18 protein-coding genes and 1 tRNA gene are annotated in these 22,188 nt (G+C 61.9%); 12 read left to right on the forward strand and 7 right to left on the reverse strand.

The genetic code is table 11. From position 1 onward, the window contains the following. Positions 1 to 43 precede the first annotated feature (43 nt). Genes U0004_RS11180 through U0004_RS11190 form a run of 3 tightly spaced genes read right to left on the reverse strand, consistent with a single transcriptional unit; the run spans position 44 to position 2,291 of the window. Positions 44 to 1,045, reverse strand: coding sequence for a hypothetical protein (locus U0004_RS11180; protein ID WP_070259264.1), 1,002 nt, complete (start codon positions 1,043 to 1,045; stop codon positions 44 to 46). Next, positions 1,042 to 1,914 (reverse strand): ABC transporter ATP-binding protein, encoded by an 873-nt coding sequence (locus tag U0004_RS11185; RefSeq protein ID WP_070259262.1) that lies wholly within the window; start codon positions 1,912 to 1,914, stop codon positions 1,042 to 1,044. Before U0004_RS11185 ends, U0004_RS11180 begins: the two co-directional genes overlap by 4 nt. After that, positions 1,911 to 2,291: a GntR family transcriptional regulator gene (locus U0004_RS11190; protein ID WP_034784016.1), complete on the reverse strand. Its 381-nt coding sequence runs from the start codon at positions 2,289 to 2,291 to the stop codon at positions 1,911 to 1,913. The genes U0004_RS11185 and U0004_RS11190 overlap by 4 nt, the downstream gene beginning before the upstream one ends. A 214-nt stretch (positions 2,292 to 2,505) precedes the next feature. Here U0004_RS11190 and U0004_RS11195 point away from each other — a divergent pair, with 214 nt between their 5' ends. Beyond that, positions 2,506 to 4,773, forward strand: a complete 2,268-nt coding sequence (locus U0004_RS11195; RefSeq protein ID WP_139144258.1) for an NHL repeat-containing protein — start codon at positions 2,506 to 2,508, stop codon at positions 4,771 to 4,773. Here the strand turns inward: U0004_RS11195 and U0004_RS11200 are convergent. From U0004_RS11200 to U0004_RS11215, 4 genes are all read right to left on the reverse strand, one after another. Next, complete coding sequence (locus tag U0004_RS11200; RefSeq protein ID WP_070259258.1) at positions 4,765 to 5,514, reverse strand: DUF72 domain-containing protein; 750 nt, start codon at positions 5,512 to 5,514, stop codon at positions 4,765 to 4,767. The two genes, U0004_RS11195 and U0004_RS11200, sit on opposite strands and share 9 nt — an antisense overlap. Before the next feature lie 69 nt (positions 5,515 to 5,583). Next, positions 5,584 to 6,339, reverse strand: a complete 756-nt coding sequence (locus U0004_RS11205; RefSeq protein WP_070259256.1) for a UDP-2,3-diacylglucosamine diphosphatase — start codon at positions 6,337 to 6,339, stop codon at positions 5,584 to 5,586. A gap of 86 nt (positions 6,340 to 6,425) precedes the next feature. After that, a complete protein-coding gene (locus tag U0004_RS11210) occupies positions 6,426 to 6,917 on the reverse strand; it encodes a peptidylprolyl isomerase (RefSeq protein ID WP_034756945.1) in 492 nt (163 codons plus the stop codon). Positions 6,918 to 6,990: 73 nt separating this feature from the next. Further along, positions 6,991 to 7,620: a peptidylprolyl isomerase gene (locus U0004_RS11215; protein ID WP_174718096.1), complete on the reverse strand. Its 630-nt coding sequence runs from the start codon at positions 7,618 to 7,620 to the stop codon at positions 6,991 to 6,993. A 278-nt stretch (positions 7,621 to 7,898) separates the two neighbouring features. Here U0004_RS11215 and cysS point away from each other — a divergent pair, with 278 nt between their 5' ends. The 11 genes from cysS to U0004_RS11270 all read left to right on the forward strand — a co-directional run bounded on the left by cysS (position 7,899) and on the right by U0004_RS11270 (position 22,186). Further along, positions 7,899 to 9,296, forward strand: a complete 1,398-nt coding sequence (cysS, locus tag U0004_RS11220; RefSeq protein ID WP_070259255.1) for a cysteine--tRNA ligase — start codon at positions 7,899 to 7,901, stop codon at positions 9,294 to 9,296. A gap of 5 nt (positions 9,297 to 9,301) precedes the next feature. Further along, the gene (locus U0004_RS11225) at positions 9,302 to 10,015 is read left to right on the forward strand and encodes a DNA-3-methyladenine glycosylase family protein (protein WP_115057454.1); all 714 of its coding nucleotides are present in this window, start codon (positions 9,302 to 9,304) and stop codon (positions 10,013 to 10,015) included. 54 nt (positions 10,016 to 10,069) lie between these two features. Further along, on the forward strand, positions 10,070 to 11,044 hold the full coding sequence (locus U0004_RS11230; RefSeq protein ID WP_034756951.1) for an acetyl-CoA carboxylase carboxyltransferase subunit alpha: 975 nt from the start codon (positions 10,070 to 10,072) through the stop codon (positions 11,042 to 11,044). A 145-nt stretch (positions 11,045 to 11,189) separates the two neighbouring features. Further along, positions 11,190 to 12,608, forward strand: coding sequence for a tRNA lysidine(34) synthetase TilS (tilS, locus tag U0004_RS11235; protein ID WP_070259252.1), 1,419 nt, complete (start codon positions 11,190 to 11,192; stop codon positions 12,606 to 12,608). A gap of 196 nt (positions 12,609 to 12,804) precedes the next feature. Beyond that, positions 12,805 to 14,052 carry an aspartate kinase gene (locus U0004_RS11240; protein ID WP_034784049.1) on the forward strand — a complete coding sequence of 416 codons (1,248 nt, stop codon included), beginning with the start codon at positions 12,805 to 12,807 and terminating at the stop codon, positions 14,050 to 14,052. A gap of 110 nt (positions 14,053 to 14,162) precedes the next feature. Beyond that, a tRNA-Ser gene (locus U0004_RS11245) sits at positions 14,163 to 14,255 on the forward strand. A gap of 370 nt (positions 14,256 to 14,625) precedes the next feature. Then, positions 14,626 to 16,677: a multicopper oxidase family protein gene (locus tag U0004_RS11250; RefSeq protein WP_167468647.1), complete on the forward strand. Its 2,052-nt coding sequence runs from the start codon at positions 14,626 to 14,628 to the stop codon at positions 16,675 to 16,677. Positions 16,678 to 16,753: 76 nt separating this feature from the next. Further along, positions 16,754 to 18,448 (forward strand): tyrosinase family protein, encoded by a 1,695-nt coding sequence (locus U0004_RS11255; protein WP_070259250.1) that lies wholly within the window; start codon positions 16,754 to 16,756, stop codon positions 18,446 to 18,448. Continuing rightward, complete coding sequence (locus tag U0004_RS11260) at positions 18,445 to 18,804, forward strand: hypothetical protein (RefSeq protein WP_070259248.1); 360 nt, start codon at positions 18,445 to 18,447, stop codon at positions 18,802 to 18,804. Before U0004_RS11255 ends, U0004_RS11260 begins: the two co-directional genes overlap by 4 nt. 47 nt (positions 18,805 to 18,851) lie before the next feature. After that, entirely contained in the window at positions 18,852 to 21,038 is a 2,187-nt protein-coding gene (locus U0004_RS11265; RefSeq protein WP_070259246.1) for a LodA/GoxA family CTQ-dependent oxidase, read from the forward strand. Further along, the gene (locus U0004_RS11270) at positions 21,038 to 22,186 is read left to right on the forward strand and encodes an FAD-dependent oxidoreductase (RefSeq protein WP_070259244.1); all 1,149 of its coding nucleotides are present in this window, start codon (positions 21,038 to 21,040) and stop codon (positions 22,184 to 22,186) included. The genes U0004_RS11265 and U0004_RS11270 overlap by 1 nt, the downstream gene beginning before the upstream one ends. Positions 22,187 to 22,188 lie beyond the last annotated feature (2 nt).

Genomic DNA, 22,188 nt, shown 5'->3' on the forward strand with positions numbered 1-22,188 from the left:
CCGGCGGGCGGGGCGTTTTTTACGGGGATGCGATGGTGCGCTGTCAGCCTTCCTCGCGCCAGCTTCGCAGGCGGATGGCGGCGTAAATCAGGGCCGCGCCTGCCGCTGCGCCCAGCCAGACGGCTGGCAAGGCCAGGCTGGACCAGGAATTGCTGAACACATCGATGCGCGTCATGTGCGATCCTCCCTCTGCCAGGGCGTGCATGCGTGGCAGCAGTTCGGGTTCGAACAGATACCAGCTGCCGGGAAGAGTGCCCAGCAGGGCGCGTCCGATGACATTCATCTGTATCCAGCTGACATCGCTTTCCGTCTGCGTCAGCTTGCCGGCCCAGACTGTCAGGATGAGCAGCAGCAGCGGCACGCCGACGGCCCACAGGAAGACTTTCGACTTGGCCCAACTCGATACCATCAGCAGCCAGCCCACCGTCGGCAAGGCCCACAGGCAATACACTGGCAGCAAGCCGAACACGCGCAGCGGTCCCAGGTAGAGGCCGGAAGAGCCGAGCAGTTCGGCAAACACGTGGATGCCGTTGGCCGCCAGCACGCCGCTGAGGATCAGGATCAGGGCCAGCGACGTCAGGCTGGCGGCAGCGGCCACGATCAGCGGCGCGACCAGCAGGGCGATGGCCGCTTTCGACAGCACCGTCTGCGCATCCGAGACGGGCAGCGATTTCCAGAACAGCACGCTGCGGTCGCGGCGGTCGTCATGCAGGGCGCTCAGGCAATAGAAGAACACGAGGAAGCCCAGTGCCAGGAACAGCGGCGCGGCCGCATACGTATAGTTATTGGCGACGGCGTCGATGATTTCCGTGCGGCGCGGGCCGAAGGTGCGCGTATTGAAAACGGTGCTCCAGGAAATTTCCTCGCCATTGACGATGAGCGCCGTGTGCATTTTGGTCTTTGCGACGGTCGCGGCTGCCATCAGGGCGCCCAGCACCGTCATGACGACACCGATCAGGGCAGGCGTCCACAGCAGCATGCCCTTGTGTTCCCACAACTCGCGCCGGATCAGCCATTGCATCTTGTTTACAGGGGAAATACTCATTGGTACGATCCTTTCATGGTCGCGACAAACAGGTCAGCCAGGCTGGGCGTGCGTATTTCGCCGAGTGCGGCCAGCTGGGTGCGGGCGACGCCGTCGAACAGCATCACCGACTTGCCGAACACGCTGCGTTCGCTGATCGGCTGCAGAGCACGCGCTGGATTGACGTGCTGCGGGCCCACCATCACCTCGATGTAGCGCTCGCCCACTTCTTCCATGCTGGACGCCAGTACGATCTTGCCGTCACGAATGAACATCAGGTCGCTGAGGATGTGTTCCACTTCCTCGATCTGGTGCGTGGTGATGACGATGGTCTTGTTTTCATCGAAATAGTCTTCCAGCAAGTTCTGGTAAAACTGCTTGCGGTACAGGATGTCCAGGCCCAGGGTCGGCTCGTCGAGCACCAGCAGTTTGGCATCGATGGCCATCACGAGCGCCAGGTGCAGCTGCACCACCATGCCCTTCGACATGGCCTTGACCTTCATCTTCGGCGACAGCTTGGTGTGGGCCAGGTAGCGTTCGGCCTTGCTGCGGTCGAAACGTGGATGCACGCCAGCAACGAAATCGATGGCGTCGGCGACGCGCAGCCAGCTTGGCAGGATGGCCACGTCGGCGATGAAGCACACGTCTTCCATCAGCGCATCGCGCTGCACGCGGGGATCGCGCCCCAGCACCGACAAGTCGCCATCGAAGCCCGTCAGGCCCAGGATGGCTTTCAGGGTGGTGGTCTTGCCGGAACCGTTAGGGCCGATCAAGCCGACGATGCGCCCCGGCGCGATATCGAAGCTGATGCCATCGATGGCCACCTGCTTGCCATACTGCTTGCGCAGGCCGCGCGCGCTGATGACGCTGTCCTTGTTCAATGCATTCATGCGTTCTCTCCGTGTGCGCCGGCATCGCGGCTCGCTTGCAGCAGTTGATCGAGGTCCAGGCCCAGGCGGGTGATGTGTTCCAGCAAGGCTGGCCATTCCTCGCGCAGGAAGCGCTCGCGTTCACTGGCCAGCAATTTGTCGCGGGCGCCTTCCAAGACATACATACCGAGTCCTCTGCGTTTTTCCACCAGGGCATCGTCGACCAGTTCCTGGTAGGCGCGCGAAACCGTGATGGGATTCAATTGATAGTCGGCCGCCACCTGGCGCACCGAGGGCAAGGCGTCGCCGGACTGCAGCACGCCATCGAGCATCATGCCCACCACCCTGGCCTTGAGCTGGCGGTAGATGGGGCTATTGTCGTTCCATTCCGCGCTCATGGGATGCGCTCCCACAAGGGCGGTGCGGTGCGGCGCATAAAAAGTGCTGTAGGCATCGAAGCTCCGTGATGTATTGAGTTGGTGTTGTAGTTAACTATAGCAGTGAAAATATAAATGTCAACAGTTCGATGATTTCTAATCATGTGGAAACTATAATGTTGCGTGTTTGAGAAAATTATTTGATAGCTTCTGGCGAATATCGTCGCCACTGACCATGAAAGCAGCAATGATCAATCGATATGACGAGTTGCAAAACCTGTTCAGACGCGCCAGCTGTGGCATCGCCCTGCTGGCCGGACTGAGCGCCTGTGGCGGCGGTTCCGGCGGCGGCACGGCCACGCCCGTAGCACCTGTCGAAACGCCACGATACCTGCTGGGAGGCACGGTCAGCGGCTTGCTGCCAGGCGCCAGCGTCGTGCTGGCAAACGGCGCGGATAAAGTAACCGTCACGGCCAACGGTGCGTTCAGTTTTGCCGGCAAAGTGGCGGCGGGCGCCAGTTATGAAGGTAAGGTCGACAGCGCCTCCGAGGGGCTAGGCTGCAGCATTGCGCAAGGCTCTGCGACGATGGGCAATGCTGACGTCAGTACGCTCGCCGTGCGTTGTCTGCCCGTCGTGCTGGCCGGGATGCAGGAGAAAATCCAGCTGCTGGCAGGTATGGTCAGCGATGCTACTGGGAACTACTATATCGCCGATGCGGGCAATCAAGTGATCCATAAACTGGGTGCCGATGGCACCTTGAGCGTGTATGCAGGCGTGATGGGCAAGCGTGGCGTAGATGATGGCCCGGTGTCGAGCGCCACGTTTTCCTTTATCGCAGGTTCTCGATTGGCAATTGATCGCCAGGCGAATCTCTATGTGAGTGACTACTGTCACGCCGTCTTGCGCAAGATCACGCCAGCAGGCATGGTTAGTACGGTTGCCGGCCAGCGGCGCAGCAGTTGTGAGGTTGATGATCTTGAGCCGGCCTCTGCGTATGTAGATGGACAGAAGGAGCAAGCCCGTTTTGGCTTGCCTGGCAGCATGGCCATCGATGTGAACGGTGATGTACTGCTGGTCGATGCACACAAAAATACCATACGCCGCGTCACGGAGAACGGCGTGGTCAGCACTTTGGCGTGGGCATTTGCTCCCATGCCTGAAGTCAATAGCAACTATCAAAGCGTGGGCCGATTGGCGATTGATCCTGCTGGAAACGTGTATTTTAGCGATGTGACTGGAGGTTATTTATTCCGCATCCAGAATGGCATAGCGGTCAAGGTGGCGGGGAACCGCTCGCAGAATTCTTCTGCCGACGGTATCGGTGGCGCTGCCAGCTTTTCCCGCATTCGCGGCATGCAGTTCAACCGCGATGGCGAGTTACTGCTGGCCGATGGCGGCAGCATTCGGAAAGTGCAGGTAGATGGCAGGGTGAGCACCGTGCTCGGTGCTGGCATGCCTGATGCGAACGGTCAGGCACCAGGCTTCAAGCAGCTCACTGAAATGGTGCTGGAGCCTTCCGGTGCCATGGTCGTGTATGACCTGGGCCGGCATATGCTGCGCAGGTTGGATCAGGATGGAAAGCTGTCGACTCTGACAGCCTTGCCGGGACATATCGGCCTCGTCGATGGCGTTGGCGCTGCGGCGCGCCTGACGTTGGGCTACGCGAGAGCCGTCGTGGCCGATGGAGCGGGGAATGTCTACCTGGCCGATGATGTCAACAAGGTCATCCGTCGCGTGACGCCCGATGGCCAGGTCAGTATCTTTGCGGGTATTGCGGGAAAAGACGGCGGGGTCGATGGCGGGCGTGGCACCGCGACCTTGGAGGGGCCGGTGGCCATGGCGTTCGACAAGGAAGGCAACCTGTATTTTGCTGACCAGTTCCATGGGCAGCCTCGGCTCGTGTTACGCAAGATTAACAAGCAGGGCGAGGTATCCAGTATTGATTATTTACCAACTTCGCATGGCACGCGCTTCGCGCTGGCGATAGACCAGCAAAACAATATTTATTGGGTGCACAATGTAGGCAATGGTATCTACCGGCGCCCTCCGGGCGGCGAGTTTGCCCTGTTTATGTCATACGATAATGCCATGAAGGCACTAAATGGAAAGACAGGCACGCGCGACTATATTTCAGCCGCCAGCCTGACCATCGACCGCCGCGGAGCGCTCTACTTTGAAGATGTCCAGCATCATGTGATCTTCAAGGTGGCCCAGAATGGGGATGTCAGCCATTTTGCCGGCACTTCCTTGCGGAGCGATGGAAAAGATGGTCCGCCGGGAACCGGAAGTCTGATGGCTAGTGACTATTTTCCATTGGCAATAGATGCCAACGACAATCTGTACACGGGTGGTCAAGACGGCATACGCAGAATCGACAGTGCAGGGGTAATTTCTACGACGCAACTAGGCTGGGGTTCTCCTGTACTGAGCACTTTCGCCATTGGCAATGGCGTGCTGTATGGCTTTACCGCGCAGGCCGTGATCCAGGCACCCTTACCCTAGGGAAGCAATTGCACGGCTGGCGCCCCCCCTCAGCCGCGCCTGCAAATCCAGCGCATTGAACAGGGCGGCCCCGGCCGCCGTGTTGTCGAAGATGCACCAGCTGTCCGCATGCGCTGGTGTGTGCAATTCAGCGGCCAGCGCCGTGAGGTAGTCGGCCCGGTAGTCGGAATAATATATTTTCGGGCTGCCGTGCAGGCGCAGGTAGGCCACGCTGGTCGTCGGTACGTGCGGCCCCGGCTGTCCCGCAGGCGGATCGGCGCGCACGCGCGTGATGCGCTGCATCGTTAACAGCTCGGTTGCGCCTGCCTCGAACCAGCTGGGATGGCGCGCTTCGCACGCGAGCATGCCGTCGAAGCGCTGGCGCAGGGCAAGGAAAAATGCGGCGGCCACGTCCGCCTCGAAACGCAGGCTGGGCGGCAGCTGCACCAGCACGCAGCCCAGTTTATTCCCCAGTTGCATGACTTCTCCCGCAAAGCGTTCCAGTTCGGCTGCACAGTCGCACAAGCGCCGCTCGTGCGTGATGCTGCGTGGTAATTTCACGCTGAAGCGGAAATGGGCGGGCACGCTGTCGGCCCAGCGCGCGTAAGTGGCGCTCTGGTGCGGGCGGTAGAACGAGCTGTTGATTTCCACGCAGGGCAAGACCTGGGCATAGCGCTGCAGATGGCTGCCATCGAGGGGGAAGTGGCTGGCGGCGGCGCTGGATAGGCTCCAGCCGGCCGTGCCGATGTAAACAGTGTGCATGGCGCCATTACAGCAGGGCCAGTCGGGCGCGGCTATCGGACAAACGCCCGTGCGGCAGTCGGTGCAAGCCTAGTCGATGATGTCGCCGTTCAAGTCGTGGCGCGTGATGTTGCCGCGCGCATCGATGGCGATCCAGCCGCCGCGCGGCTGTTGCGGCGGCGTCACGTCGCATTCCCAGTCGGGCAAGACATAGCGCAAGGTATTGTCGACCTGGTGCAGGGCAGGGCGGTGCGTGTGGCCGTGGATCATGACGGTGCTCGCGTGTTCGGCAAATACTTGCGCGACAGCATCGGGCGTGACATCCATGATGTCCATGGATTTTTCGCCATTATGCTGGCGGCTGCTCTGACGCAATCCGTCGATGATGGCCTTGCGCTGCGTCAGCGGCATGGAGAGGAACTGTTTTTGCCAGGCGGGCTGGCGTACCATGGCGCGAAACTCCATGTAGCTGACGTCTTTCGTGCATTCGGCGTCGCCATGCAGCAAGACGATGCGCTGGCCGGCAATCGTGGCCACGTGCGGTTCGCTGAGCAGGGTGGCGCCGGCGGCGGCGGCAAAGCCGGAGCCGACGAGAAAGTCGCGGTTGCCGGCGATCCAATAGACGTGCACGCCCGCATCGCTGACGGCGCGGATGGCGGCCGTCATGCGCGCGTTGAACGGGTCTTCCAGGTCATCGTCGCCGGCCCAGTATTCGAACAGGTCGCCTAATAGATACAGCGCTTGCGCATATTGCGCATGATGTTCCAGGAAAGAAAGAAACGCCGCGCTGGTGCGCGGGTGCGAGCTCTGCAGATGCAGGTCGGAAATAAAGAGTGCGGCAGGCATTGTCATCGTTCAACGCTCCCAAAAAGTGAAGTGCATGGAGAGGCGAAAACGCTGCAATGCCTGTTATTCATGATGCCAGAGCCTGATTAAGCGGCTTCGACCTTTTCGATGATCACGTCCGTCACTGGCACATCGGCGAACATGCCGGCGCGCGAGGTTTTTACGGCGCGGATGGCGTCGACGACTTCCTTGCCTTCGGTGACTTTACCGAATACGGCGTAGCCCCAGCCGTCCTGGCCTGGATAGTCGAGGAAGCTGTTGTTCTTGATGTTGATGAAGAACTGGGCCGATGCCGAATGCGGATCCGACGTGCGGGCCATGGCCAGCGTGTAGGTATCGTTTTTCAGGCCGTTCTTGGCTTCGTTTTCCACGGTGGTGTCGGCAGGCTTCTGTTTCATGCCTGGCTCGAAACCGCCGCCCTGGATCATGAAGCCGTCGATGACGCGGTGGAAAATCGTGTTGTCGTAGTGACCGGCTTTCATGTAGGCCAGAAAGTTGGCAACCGTTTTCGGCGCTTTCTCGGCGTCCAGTTCAGCGGTGATCTTGCCCAGATTGGTGGTGATGATGACGGAGGTCATGATAATCCTTAATAAATTGGATGAATAATTGATTCAGTGGCGCCAACCAGGCCGGCGCCGCAAAAACGCTATTTTACAGTTTTGCGGGCGCGGACTTGAGTAAAGTCGCCGATTCGATCACCACGGGGGTGACCGGCACGTTCTGGTGCGGGCCCTTGTCGGCTACCGGCACGGCCTTGATCTTGTCGACCACGTCCATGCCGCTGACGACTTTGCCGAACACCGTGTAGCCGAAGCCGTCGCGGCCAGGGTAGTCAAGCGCGCCATTGTCGTTGACGTTGATGAAGAATTGCGCGGTGGCCGAATGCGGGTCGCCCGTGCGCGCCATGGCGATGCTGTAGGTGACGTTTTGCAAGCCGTTTTGCGCTTCATTCTTGATCGGCGCCTTGGTGGCTTTCTGTTTCATGTTCTTGTCGAAGCCGCCGCCCTGTATCATGAAGCCGTCGATGACGCGGTGAAACACGGTGCCCTTGTAATAACCGCTGTTGACGTACTGCAGGAAGTTGGCCACGCTTTTCGGCGCTTTTTCCTGGTCCAGTTCCAGCACGATCTCGCCCATGCTGGTTTTCAGGGCCACGTGGGGCGTCGGGTCGAGGGCGGTCGCCGGAGCGGCTGCCACGACGGCGCTGCCCAGGGTCAGGCCGGCAAACAGGGTGCAAAAGCGGGCCAGGAAAGACAGGCGTTTCGATTTAATTTCTTGCATGAAGGCGTCCTTGATCGTTATTTTTCTTTAAACTTGCGTTGTTGCCAAAAGAAGTGAGTTTCGGTTGAACATCGTAAAAACCTGATTCATATCGGGCCAGTATGGTTTTTATCAATGTTATACTTGACCGCTAACGCCCTAATTCTAACAAACAAGAACAACAATATAGCGGGTCGTACAGTCTCGGCGCACACGGCAGTTCAGTGGCGCGGCACCCCTGGTGTCCGCGCCTGTCTGTCGTTTTGCCAGGCTGGCGGCCGCTCCACTTGCAAAGCACGATGAGCAATTTAAAGATTTACAACACCCTGGCTCGCGAAAAGCAGGTATTCGTCCCGATGGAAGCAGGCAAGGTACGCATGTACGTTTGCGGCATGACCATCTACGATTATTGCCATATCGGCCATGCGCGCATGATGATGGCGTTCGATGTCATCTACCGGTGGCTGAAGGCGTCCGGTTTCGATGTCACCTATGTGCGCAACATTACGGACATCGACGACAAGATCATCCGCCGCGCCGTGGAAAACGGCGAGACGATTTCCCAGCTGACGACGCGTTTCACCCAGTACATGGATGAAGACACGGCCGCGCTGGGCATCCTGACGCCCGACCACACGCCGCGCGCCACTGAATACGTGCCGCAGATGCTGCGCCTGATCGAACAGCTGGAAGCCAAGGATCTGGCCTACCAGGGCGCGGATGGTGACGTGAACTATGCCGTGCGCAACTTCCCCCACTACGGCAAGCTGTCGGGCAAGTCGCTCGACGATCTGCGCGCGGGCGAGCGCGTCGACGTGAACACGGGCAAGCGCGATCCGCTCGACTTCGTGCTGTGGAAGTCGTCGAAGGAATCCGAGCCGGAAGAAGTGAAATGGGATTCGAAGTGGGGCAAGGGCCGTCCGGGCTGGCATATCGAGTGCTCGGCCATGTCTTGCGCCTTGCTCGGTGAACAGTTCGATATCCATGGCGGCGGCGCGGATTTGCAATTCCCGCACCACGAAAACGAGATCGCCCAATCCGAAGGCGCATTCGGCCATACCAGCGTGAATTACTGGATACATAACGGTTTCGTGCGCCTGGACAATGAAAAAATGTCCAAGTCGCTCGGCAACTTCTTCACCATCCGCGAAGTGCTGCAAAAGTTCGATGCCGAGGTGATCCGCTTCTTCATCCTGCGCGCGCACTACCGCAGCCCCCTGAATTACTCGGACGTGCACCTCGATGACGCGCGCCTGTCCCTGACCCGCTTGTACACGGCGCTGGCCGACGTGGCGGTGGAAGAGGGCGCCATCGACTGGAGCGAAGCGCATGCCGTGCGCGTGCGCGAAGCCATGGACGACGACTTCAACACGCCGCTGGCCGTGGCGGCCCTGTTCGACCTGGCAACGGAAGTCAACAAGCACAAAACCCCAGCCCTGGCGCGTCAACTGAAGGGCCTGGCAGGCGTATTCGGCTTGCTCGAACGCACGCCGCAGCAATTCCTGCAAGCGACCGTCGGCGCTGCCGCCGGTGGACAGGACGAGGCGGCCGGCATCGAAGCGGCCATCGCGGCGCGCAGCGCGGCGAAGAAGGCGCGCGACTTTGCCCAGTCCGACAAGATCCGTGCCGAGCTGCTGGCGGCGGGCATCATTCTTGAAGACAAGCCTGACGGCTCGACCAACTGGCGCCGCGCATGATGCCAATGTCCAGGGAAAACGGGGAAGCGCCCAAGGTGACGGAATTGGCGCAAGTGATCCAGGTGCCGCACTACTGGGAAGAGGCGAAGATCGAGCTGATGAAGCGCGACCGCATCATGAAAAAGCTTATCCCGCAATTTGGCGACCTGCACCTGGTCGGCCATAGCGACCCGTTTACCACCCTGGCCCGTTCGCTGGTGGGGCAGCAGATCACGCCCAAGGCGGCGGATGCCGCCTGGAAAAAGCTGTTGCTGGCTTGCCCGAAATGCACGCCCTCGCAAGTGTTGAAGGCGGGCGCCGAGCAGCTGTCCGCCTGTGGCTTGTCCAAACGCAAGACCGAATACATCCTCGACCTGGCTGACCATTTCAAGGCCAAACGCGTGCACGCGAGCCAGTGGGACCAGATGGATGACGAAGCCGTCATCGCCGAACTGGTGCAGATCCGCGGCATCGGCCGCTGGACAGCCGAGATGTTTCTGATATTTAATCTGCTCCGGCCGAATGTCTTGCCGCTCGACGACCCCGGTTTGATCCAGGGCATCAGCGTCAATTATTTCTCCGGCGAACCAGTTTCCCGCAGCGATGCGCGCGAGGTTTCCGCCAATTGGGAACCGTGGCGCACCGTGGCGACGTGGTATTTGTGGCGCAGTCTCGACCCTGCAGCCGCCCCTGCCGCACCCGATGCAGCCCCCGGCGCACCAGCCGGTACGGTAAAATAAACATAGATGACGCCGCGCGCCCTGGCGCCGTGGCCGGTAAAACCTGGAGGTACAATGACTAAAACGACTTTCCTCAATTTTGAACAGCCGATCGCGGAACTCGATTCCAAGATCGAAGAGTTGCGCTTCGTGCAAGACGATTCGGCCGTCGACATCTCGGAAGAGATCGACCGCCTGGCCAAGAAGAGCCAGCAGCTGACCAAGGATATCTACGCCAAGCTGACGCCTTGGCAAGTGGCGCAGATCGCGCGCCACCCGCAGCGCCCCTACACCATGGATTACGTGAATGAAATCTTTACTGATTTCCACGAATTGCATGGCGACCGCAGCTACGCGGACGATCTGTCCGTCGTCGGCGGCCTGGCCCGCTTCAACGGCCAGCCGTGCATGGTCATCGGCCACCAGAAGGGCCGTGACACGAAAGAGCGCGCCATGCGCAATTTCGGCATGCCGAAACCGGAAGGCTACCGCAAGGCCATGCGCCTGATGAAAGTGGCTGAAAAATTCAACTTGCCCATCTTCACTTTCGTTGACACGCCGGGCGCCTTCCCCGGCATCGATGCGGAAGAGCGCGGCCAGTCGGAAGCCATCGGCCACAACCTGTACGTGATGGCCGAACTCAAAGTGCCGCTGATCGCCACCATCATCGGTGAAGGCGGTTCCGGCGGCGCGCTGGCGATCGCCGTGGGCGATGCCGTGCTGATGCTGCAATACTCGACGTATGCCGTGATTTCGCCGGAAGGCTGCGCCTCGATCCTGTGGAAGAGCGCCGAGCGCGCCTCCGACGCGGCCGAAGCGCTGGGCCTGACGGCGCACCGCCTGAAAGCCATGGGCCTGATCGACAAGATCATCAACGAACCGCTGGGCGGCGCCCACCGCGATCCGAAACAGATGGCCACCTTGCTGAAACGCGCACTGGCCGACACCCTGCGCCAGTTCCACGGCATGAAAACCAAGGACTTGCTGGCCGCGCGCCATGAAAAACTGCTGAGCTACGGCAAGTTCAAGGAAACCACGCCGAGCGAGTAAGTCATCGCCGGTCGGCGTAGGTCGGCTTAGCGCAGCGTAAGCCGACAAGACGTAAGCCGACAAGATAGTAAAACACCAGGGACAGTCCGCTAAACGACACCATCCGTTTAGCCGCCTGTCCCTCTTTGCATTCCCGGAGTCCACATTGAAAAAGCAACAAACCGCCACCGTCGCCGATATCTTTGCCAGCGCGCTGGAAACCTGCGGACCGCAAGCCGGCGAGACGGTCGGCATCGCCCTGAGCGGCGGCCTCGATTCCTCGGCCCTGCTGCACCTGGCGCATGCCTGGGCGCAAGAGCATGGCGTGGCCCTGCACGCGTTCCACGTGCACCACGGCCTGAGCCCGAATGCGGATGCCTGGCTGGCCCATTGCGAGCAATTGTGCGCCGGCATGGGCATCGCTTTCGAAGCGCGCAAGGTCACCTTGGAAAAGAATGCGAAGACGGGCACGGAAGAGGCGGCCCGCAAGCGCCGTTATGCGGCATTGGGCGAACTGTGCGCCACGCATGGCGTGCGCCTGCTGCTGACGGCCCACCACCAGGATGACCAGGCGGAAACGGTGCTGCTGCAATTGCTGCGCGGCTCCGGCACGGCGGGCCTGTCCGGCATGGATGGCGCCAACAGCGCGCCCGAGCTGCTGGGCAACCCGGACCTGGTGATGGCGCGCCCGCTGTTGCCCGTGTCGCGCAGGCAGCTCGAGGCCTATGTGGCGAAACATGCGATCGCGCACATCCACGACGAGTCGAACGACGACCCCCGCTTTGCCCGCAATGCCTTGCGGCACCAGGTGATGCCTGTGCTGGCGCAGGCCTTTCCCGGCTTCCAGGAGCGTTTTGCGCGCAGCGCCCAGCACGCGCAATCGGCGCAGCGCCTGTTGACGGAACTGGCGATCCAGGATTTGGCAGCGTGCCTCGATGGCGATTGCATCGAACTGGCGAAATTGCGCGCGCTGAGCGCGGACCGCTGCTACAACCTGCTGCGCCACTGGTTCGGCACGCGCGGCCTGCGCATGCCGTCGACGGCGTGGCTGGCGGAAATGCTGGCGCAGCTGCTGGAGGCGCGGCCCGATGCGCAATTGCTGGTCACGCATCCTGAATGCCACGTGCGGCGCCACCGCGACCGTCTGTACCTGACGCCGAAGCTCAATGACCTGGCCGGCATGCGCGAGCGTGACGATGCGGGCATTCCCGGCCTGGAAAAAGCCAGCCAGGAGTTTGCATGGAAAGGCGAGGCCAGCCTGGCCTTTCCCGCGTATGGCGGCGTGCTGCATTTCGATGCGGTGGAAGAGGGTGGCCAGGGCATCGATATTGCTTGGCTGCAAGCACAGACCTTGACCATCGATTTCCGCCAGGGCGGCGAGCGCCTGAAACTGGCCTTGAACCGTCCCACGAAGAGCTTGAAATACCATTACCAGGCGTTTGACGTGCCCGCCTGGGAGCGCGAACGCCTGCCCCTTGTCTGTGCGGCGCAACAATTGCTGTACGCGGCTGGTATTGGCCTCGACTGCCATTGCCTGAGCCTGCTGGATCGTCCCCGCGTCGCCTTGCGCTGGCTCTCCTGCTGAGCGTAAGGACAGCCGCCACGGCCACTCCCGGGGTAGCCGCCAAGCGGCTGTTCAAGCCAGCTGGACTGCATGGATTGGTTATTTCCATATGCGCAATCGGTATGAGCTAATGCGCTTTTTAGCTTGTTATTTTGCATTGCGGCATGTAGAGTAAAGCCCTCCTTTTTTATTCTTCTTGAGCGGAAACTTCACTCTTATGGCTTTAATCGTCCACAAATATGGCGGTACGTCGATGGGCTCGACTGACCGTATCAAGAATGTCGCCAAGCGCGTTGCCAAGTGGCACGACGCTGGGCATCAAATCGTGGTGGTGCCATCCGCCATGTCGGGCGAAACCAACCGCCTGATTGGACTGGCCAAGGAAATCATGGATCAACCCGATCCCCGTGAACTTGACATGATCGCCTCGACAGGCGAACAAGTGTCCGTCGGCCTATTGTCGATGGCACTGCTGGCGATCGGCAAACAAGCCGTATCCTATGCTGGCTGGCAAGTCGCGATCAAGACCGATTCCGCCTTTACCAAGGCACGCATCCAGTCGATCGATGACGAAAAAGTCAAACGCGACCTCGATGCGGGCAAGATTGTCATCATTACCGGTTTCCAGGGCGTCGACGAACACGACAACATCGCGACCCTGGGCCGCGGCGGTTCCGACACTTCGGCCGTGGCGATCGCCGCCGCCATGAAGGCGGCCGAATGCCTGATCTTCACGGACGTCGACGGCGTCTACACGACCGACCCGCGCGTGGTCTCCGAGGCGCGCCGCCTGAAGACCATCACCTTTGAAGAAATGCTGGAACTGGCTTCGCTGGGTTCCAAGGTGCTGCAAACGCGTTCGGTGGAATTTGCCGGCAACTACCGCGTTCCCACGCGCGTGCTGTCGTCGCTGACCGACCCGATGTTGCCGCTGGAAATAGAAGCCAATTCAGGCACCCTGATTTCGTTTGAGGAAGATACAAACATGGAACAAGCAGTCATCTCCGGCATCGCCTTCAACCGCGATGAAGCCAAAATCACCGTGCTCGGCGTGCCCGACCGCCCAGGCGTGGCGTACCACATCCTGGGACCGGTGGCGGACGCGAACATCGAAGTCGACATGATCATACAGAATCAGTCGGTCGACGGTAAAACGGACTTCACCTTCACCGTCTCGCGCGGCGAATACGCGCGCGCGCTGGCCGTGCTGGAAGCGAACCGCGAATCGCTGGGCGCGGCCAGCATCACGGGCGACGCGAAAGTGTCGAAACTGTCCGTCGTCGGCGTGGGCATGCGCAGCCATGTGGGCGTCGCATCGCAAATGTTCCGCACCTTGTCGGAAGAGGGCATCAACATCATGATGATCTCCACTTCCGAGATCAAGATCTCCGTGCTGATCGATGAAAAGTACATGGAACTGGCCGTGCGCGCGCTGCATAAAGCGTTCGAGCTGGAAAAAGCCTAAATATCCAAAAATATTGCCCCACGCCCTTGACCAAAGGGGGGGCAATCGATATTATGACGTTCGTCGCTGCAGCGCAGTTAGCTACAGAGACATAGTTGAGTAATCAGCTAGGAGACGTGGCCGAGTGGCCGAAGGCACATCCCTGCTAAGGATGCATACGGCTTATACCTGTATCGTGGGTTCGAATCCCACCGTCTCCGCCAGAATCAAATAAAAAAGCCTCCCCTGCGGGAGGCTTTTTTATTTGTCTGGACGGAACGGTGGGATTCGAAGGGCTGGGCCATGCCGGCCCAGCCCTCTCCGAATCGCCCAACCACCGCGCTCCGCGCGGCACGTTGGCCGCGCAGCGGCCAACGCCGTCCCCTCACCTCAGGCTCTGGCGGCAAGCGCCCCCTCTGCATCAGCCCCCATCAGTACCCTCATTCCTACCCCCGTCCCCCCTCAGCAATAAAAACAACAAGTGACTTAGTGTGAGTATTGACTCTTTGTCATTATGGATAATAGCAATGTTACTAATAAAAAATACGCATGCCCAGCCATGCTTCCATTGCCGAGTCCAATCAAGGAGTTGTCATGTCCAATCGCCTTCCCCGCAGCTGCCTGTCGCTGTGCCTGGCCGCCATGCCGTTCGCCTGCGGCGCCGCCTTCGCCGCGGAAACCACGGTGAATATGAATCTCGACCTGAACCTGAAGTCCGTGCCCAAACTCGAGCTGCGCCTGCTGCAGGAGCCGCCGAAACTGAAGGCGCGCGCCAGGCCCGCCAACCGCGCGGCGAGCAAGCGCGACGAGTACGAGAAAGCGTACGACCTGTACATCCGCTACGCCAACGGCAGCATCTATAACCCGACCACGGCCAAGCATGACAAGGTGCGCCTGCGCTCCTACCAGCAGACGAGCGGCCTGGCGCTCGATGGACGCGACGAGAATGCGGCCACCTTCATGGCGCCCACCGTCGTGATGGCGCCGGGGCAAACCGTGCGCTTCAGGCTGTACAACCAGTTGCCAGCGCTGCCGGCCGAGCAGTGCGCGACGGACGATATCAATGCGCCGCGTCCGCCTGGCTGCTTCAACGACACCAATCTGCACTCGCATGGCCTGTGGGTCTCGCCTTCGGGTAATAGCGACAATGTGCTGATATCGATCAAGCCGGAGGTGGATTTCGAGTACGAATACAATATTCCCATCGACCATCCGGCCGGCACGTTCTGGTATCACCCGCACCAGCATGGCGCGACGGCGATGCAGGTCGCCAGCGGCATGGCCGGCGCGCTGGTGGTCGAAGGCGACCGCTATCCGACCGACAAGGCAAATGGCGACCTCGACGTCGTGCTGAAGCAATTCCAGCCCGACGATGGCAGCGGCAGCGCCGGCGAAGTAATGCTGCTGCAGCAAATTCCCTATGACTGCCCCAGCAACAGCCTGACGCCGCTGAAGCCGTGCGACAAGGAGGCGGTGGGCATGCTCGAGGATTTCAAGCAGGTCAAGGATCCCGATGCCTGGCTGATGTCGGGCCGCTATACCTCCGTCAACGGCAAGGTGCAGCCGGTGATGAAGATGGACACGCAGCGCCTGTACCGCTGGCGCCTGATCGATACGGGCTTCCAGGCTTCCGTGGTGCTGCGCATCCGGCGTGCCAATGATCCGCAAAAGCTGTTGCAGGCGCTCGGCGTGGCCAACCAGGACAAGGACGTGATGGAATTGTGCGATGGCGAGGACGTCACGCAATTCGAAGTGGCCAGCGACGGCCTGACGCACGACAGGATCATCCCCAAGACCCTCAATTACCTGCAGCCGGGATACCGCAGCGACATCCTGTTTTCGCTGCCGAAGGCCGGCGCGTATTGCGTGTATGCGGAAACGAACCTCAATAACATGACGACGATGCATGACGTGAACAACACGCGCCTGATCAGCGTGATCACGGCCAAGACCAGCGCCAAGGCTGCCGCGCGTGCCAAGGCGGGCGAGTCGCCACGCGATTTCCTGCTGGCCGAGTTGCGCAATGCCGTCAAGCGCCTGCCCGTTGCGCAGTTGCCCGACAGCGTCAAGGGCACCATCCTTGGCGATCTGGAGAATGGTCTCAAGCTTGCCAAGTTCGTCCCGCATGCGGGTTTCAGCGCAGAAGCAAAGGACGCGATGCGCGGCAAGAAGAAGGAGTACGCGACCTTCAATATTGCCAAGTTGGATGGCAAGACCCGCTTCATGGTGGAAGGCAAGCCGGAAGACTCGCCGGTACCCGAGCTGAAGTATGTCTATGATCCGCACCGCGTCGACCACACGCTGGTGCTGGGCACCGAGCAGATCTGGGAGCTGGCGTCGAAGAATGGCAGCCACCCCTTCCATATCCACGTCAACCCCTTCCAGATCATCGGAATCACCCGCACCGACGGCGGCGCGGTCGATGCGCAATACAAGGATCTGCTCGGCACGTGGAAAGACACCTTGCTGGTGATCCCCAACCACAAGATCGAGATCGCCACGCGTTACCAGCGCTACATCGGCGAGTACGTGCTGCATTGCCACATCCTCGAGCATGAAGACCAGGGCATGATGCAGAACGTCAAGGTGGTACTGCCGGATGGCAAGGGTGGCGGCGAGATGGGCGGACATGGGCACGGACACTGACCGTTCCTGGCGGGAGCGCGCCCGGCGCGCTTCCGCCCCTCCCAACCTGCTTCTGGAGCAACTGCCCATGTTACGCATGAAAACTTCACTCCTTCCCATCCTGGCCGGCCTGCTGTGCGCGGGCGTCTGCACCGGGGCGCAAGCGCAGGCAGCCGTATCTTGCCGCCCGGAACTGCTGGCCCAGGCGGAGCCGGGTGGCGCGCGCGTCGTGCGCTACCGCAAGAATATCGATGAACTGACCCCGGCCGAGCTTGACGCCTTCAAGCATGCGGTGAGCGAAATGAAACGCAAGAGCCAGGAAAACGTGTACGACCGGCGCGGCTTCCTGTGGCAGGCATGGGTGCATAACTGCACTTCCGTCGACGTCTTCAATGACCGCCAGGCGGCCTTGCCAGGCGACAGGCTGAAGCAGTTGCTGGGCGATCCCACGCGCAACAGCTGCGACATTGCCTATTTTCTCGACAAGGTGGCGACCGAGGACAATGCCCACGAGGAATTCCCCGGCGAGTGCGAACACCAGAAAAACACCTTCCTGCAATGGCACCGGGCGCAACTGTATTTCTATGAGCAAGCCTTGCAGGCAGCCGACCCGAACGGCGAGCGGGGACCCAGCACGCGCAATGTCGCGCTGCCGTACTGGAACTTCACCCGCAAGCCTTCCGGCGTGCGCTACCCGAAAGCCTTCGAGGACGTCGATTCGCCGCTGTACGACGCCACGCGCAAGAAGGAGGGGCTCGACAGCTCGCTGGCCACGGCTTCGCCCAACTTGCTGGCCTACCAGATCTACTACATGGATTGGGCCGATTTCGGCGGCGACGAATACGGCAGCCTGGGCGGCGGCAACCTGGAAACAAAAATCCATAATCACATGCACGCCACCTATATGGGCGGCAACATGGGCGACAACGTCACGGCCGGCCTCGATCCGCTGTTTTATGCCTTCCATAACTTCCTCGACTACAGTTTCGAGAAGTGGCTCGACGAGCATGGCGATGCCGGCATACGCGGCAGCGGGCGCACGGCGTTCATGCGCAGCGAGCAGGACGCCAGCCTGTCCCGGCCCGTCGGCTGGAGCGCAGGCAGCGGCGATGCCCAGCGCGGTGATTCGGGCGACTACACGGCCAACATGGGCCAGGCGGACCTGTACTTCGACACGATCCGGCAGGGCTATGGCTTCCAGCCGCGCTATGGCGGCGAGTTTGCCCGCAAGAAGGATATCCAGGCCCTGATCGACCGGCACCAGCAGGCGGGGTTTGTATTCGGCGACAACCAGAAAAGCCTGTTCGCCGCCTTGCTCAGCGACGATGCGGCCGATGGCGCGGTTGCCAGGCCAGACCTGACCGTCACGGGGGCCTACAAGATCCCGGCGCGGCGGGTCGCCAGCGACAAGCGGGCCAACATGGTGCTGGACCGCGCCCATGCGGACGAAGACTACAGTTTTCAGGCCGATATCTACCTGTATCCGGCCAACGTGGCCGCGCGCATCGGCGACAAGTCGTTCCGCGACCGCTACCTGGTGACCAGCACCAGCCACTGGGCCTTGTCCGGCCATCAACAGCATGACAAGTATGTCATCGAAACGGATATCACCGGCATCGTCGACAGCCTGGTTCCCAAAAAGCGCAGGCAGGCCTGGCGCATCACGGCGGCCATCACCACGAATGACAAGGGCCGCGGCCTGATACGGCAAGGCGATTTTTCCACGCCCGTGATCCAGCTTGTCGACCGGCGCAAACCTGCCGAACCCACGTATGAGGAGAGCAAGCCATGAGCGAACTAACCAGCTTCAAGCGCGATGTGCAGGGCCTGTTTTCCCGCTATGTGGCCGACATGAACAAGGTCAAGCTGTCGAATCCCGATTCGACGGGCGTGCAGCGGCTGTATCTGAACGACTATGCAAGCGTGAAGGCGTTTGCGTGGCAGATTCAGGTGGCCATCCACGGTTACGACTATGACAGCCGCAAGGAAAAATGGCTGGTGGAGGCCGGGCACCGCTTGCGCGCGCCGGGAGGGCGGGAAGGCGAGTATGTCAAGTCCGCGCCGCACCCGATGCCGCCCGACGGCCCGATGCCGCAGGAAGGCATCGATATCTTCGACCAGTGGGTCAGGGACGGCATGCAGCCGTGATGCGTTGGCCAACCGGCACAGACACCCTTGATGATCAGGAGTTCAGCATGGCATACACAGGTTTGAGAATTCACCCGGCCATCGGCATCGCCCGCGTCGGCAACAGCGAAGAATACTATCTGGGCCCGGAAAGCCCGGCCGGCATGCCGCTCGATGGCCTGGATGGCACGGGCGGCTTGCCGATCCGGCCCGGCACGGAAGACACGGCAATCGCCAGCACCGAATTGCGCGACGCGAGCGGAAAGCTCAAGCGTCAGGCGGCCCGCTTCCGCATTTACCAGTATGCGTTCGACGCGGAGGACGGCGCGGAATCCTATCCGCTGGGCCGGCGGGGCGCGGCGGCCGAAGTGGCCATCGGCAGCATGGTCGACGGCAAGATCGTCAAGGACATCGTCTGGACCGTGCACCTGGCCAACAAGAAAGCCAATAGCTGGGAGGGCGGGGACGGCGTGGCGCCGTTTGAAAACCAGCGCGCGCCAGCCCTGCGCAATCCGCACTTTGGCGAGCCGGGCTCGCCGCATTTCGGCACGCCGGCCGACCCGCTGCGGCTGAAGCTGCTGGTCATCGACCCCGGACCGCGCAGCGTGCAAGCCACGCGCCAGTCGGTGCAGCAATTCGACGCCGCCACGCCGCCGTCGTGCGCGGAGGCGGCCAGCGGCGCCGTGCGCAGCCTGCCCGACTACCCCGTGTCGTTCCCGCGCGGTGGCCAGCCTGGCGCGCCGGCGCAGGGCCCTGGCGCCATTATCGCGTCGCTGGGCGCCATCACGACGGAAAAGAATGGCAGATTGCTGGTGCTGGGCGGCTATGGCAAGGCATGCGGCTTCGACGCGCAAGGCAATTACTCGGCCGCCGCCGTCCTGCACGACAATGTCAACAACGACAACTGGTTCGATGACGTGGCCGATGGTCCCGTCACGGCCATGCTGCTCTTCGCCGACGGCACGGCGCGCAGCGTCGAGGGCAGCGCCTGGGTGATATCGAGCGACCCGTCGTATGCGCCGCAAACGGCGAACGTCGTGTCGCTGTGGGACGACCTGTATTGCACCTGGCTGGAAAAAATGGCGCTGCGGCCCGCCGTGTATGCGGATGGCAGCTACCAGACGAGCTACCGGAGCAACTTCAGCACCGATGTCCAGCCCATCCTGCGCGCGGCCTCGCTGCAGCGCTGGACGACCAGCTTGCCGCCCAGGGCGATCAAGGAGCACGACTTGCTGGGCAAGATGACGGCGGCAGGCCTGACCTACCCGATCATGAATTTCATCCGCCATCCCGACCAGACGGGCGCGCCGTCGCTGAAGCCGCAAATGCCGCTGTCGCTGGGCGATGCGGGCAGCAGCCTGCTGACCCTGACCCGTGCCCAGTATTTTTTCATGGATCAATGGGCGCATGGCCAGTACGTGGCCGACAGCGGCGATTTCCTGCTGGGCGCGGGCGAAGCGCTCGATCGTACCGTCCTGTTCAACTGCCTGGGCGGCCGCTACAGCCCCGGCATCGAGATGGGTTTTATCGTGCGCGACCCCGGCCTGTACCGGCAGGCGTGGCGGCGCCATGATGGCGGCGGCCCGTTCCGCATCAATGCACAGCATCTTGATTACCCGGCCGCCGTCAGGGACCGGCCTTTCCTCGGCGCCGGCTATATGCCGCTGCGCGGCGGCGAGGTGCAGCCCGGCGACGTGTCGAAGTTCATGGCCTTGCCGTGGCATACCGATTACAACTCGTGCGCCACGCATCTGCCGGATCCGAATCCCGGCGGCACGGTGCGCAATAACCAGCAGGCGATCGATGCGGCCACGGCGATCAAGGGCAATGGCTACAATACCTTGCTGTACTCCTCCTGGCCGGCGCAGCGGCCCGTGGCCGTGTACACGTACGACGACGTCGTCGCCAACGGCGGCGAATTGGCGACGCCGCGCTATTCCGTGCGCGGCAAGGGTACGCGGGCCGATGGGGTGCCGTCGACCACCCCGGAGAATGCGGAAATCGACCGGCCCGCCATGCATGTGGGCCGTTACCAGGACCGCGCGCAGTTCCTGCTGAACTGGCACCGCATCGGCGTGGTCGTGCAAAGCACGGCGATTGCGCGCAAGGCGGGCGAGAAGGCCATCTGCAAGGATTACTACCTGGAAGTCGAGAGCCTGTTCGACAGCGATGAAAGCAACCTGGTCGAGTATTGGCGCAACACGGCCATCGACAAGGTGTACCGGCCGAAGCCGCAGCCGAAACCGAAGCCCTGATGGCGGCGTTTGCAGACACTCCCGGCGCGGCGCGGCCATTGCGGCAGCGCTACCGGGTCGCCATCATTGGCGGCGGCCCGGCCGGCTGCGCCTGCGCGCTGGCGCTGGCGCAGCATGGCGTGCACGACGTGCTCGTGATCGAGGCGGGCGACTACGCTCAATTTCGCATCGGCGAGAGCATTCCGCCCGAGGCCAACCGCCTGTTTCAGGCGCTGGGCATTGCGCAGGAATTTTTCGCCGAAGCGCATGCGCCTTGCCATGGCAGCTGTTCCTGGTGGGGCAGCGCCAAGCGCGGCTACAACGACGCGCTGCTGCATCCGCTGGGCCACGGCTGGCACCTGGAGCGGTCCCGCTTCAATGGCTTCCTGGCGCGCCAGGCGCGCCTGCGCGGGGCGGAAGTGCTGCTGCGCGCCAGCCTGGCCGCGTCGGCCCCGGCGCAAGGCGGCGGCTTTGCCCTGGAATTGATGCTGGGCGATCCGGCGCACCCGCACCCGGCCAGCATCCATGCCGACCTGGTGGTCGACGCCAGCGGCACGCGCGCCGTCTTCGCGCGCCAGCGCGGCAGCCGCAAGGTGGAAACGCTGCCGCTGGTCTGCCTGGCCATGCGCTTCACGGCGCCCGATGGTCCCCGTTCCGGCCTGACGCACCTGGAAGCCGTCGAACATGGCTGGTGGTATGGCGCCCACCTGCCCGACGCCACCTTGCTGCTGGCGTTCTACAGCGATGCGGCCACCGTCAAGGCGCGGCGCCTGCAGCTTGCCGGACACTGGCTGGCATGGCTGGCGGCCGCGTCCAATACGGCCGCGCTGGCCCGCGGCGCGGTGCCGCTGGCAGGCGGCGTGCAGAGTTTTCCCGCGCCGTCCTACTGCCTCGACCAATTGCATGGCGACGGCTGGCTGGCCATCGGCGACGCCGCTTCGGCTTACGATCCCGTCACCTCGCAAGGCATCGTCAAGGCGCTGGCCAACGGCATGGCGGCCGCTGGCGCCATCGCCGGCCACGCCACCCTGGGCGCGGTGGCGCACACGGTAGCGCAGCGCCATGCGCAGTACCTGGCGCAGCGCCAGCAGTATTACGGCTGGGAGCAACGCTGGCCCGCTGCGCCGTTCTGGCGCCGCTTGCATGCCGGCGCGCAACTGCCGGCCTGAAC

Source organism: Janthinobacterium lividum (assembly GCF_034424625.1).
GTDB classification, from domain to species: Bacteria; Pseudomonadota; Gammaproteobacteria; order Burkholderiales; family Burkholderiaceae_D; genus Janthinobacterium; species Janthinobacterium lividum.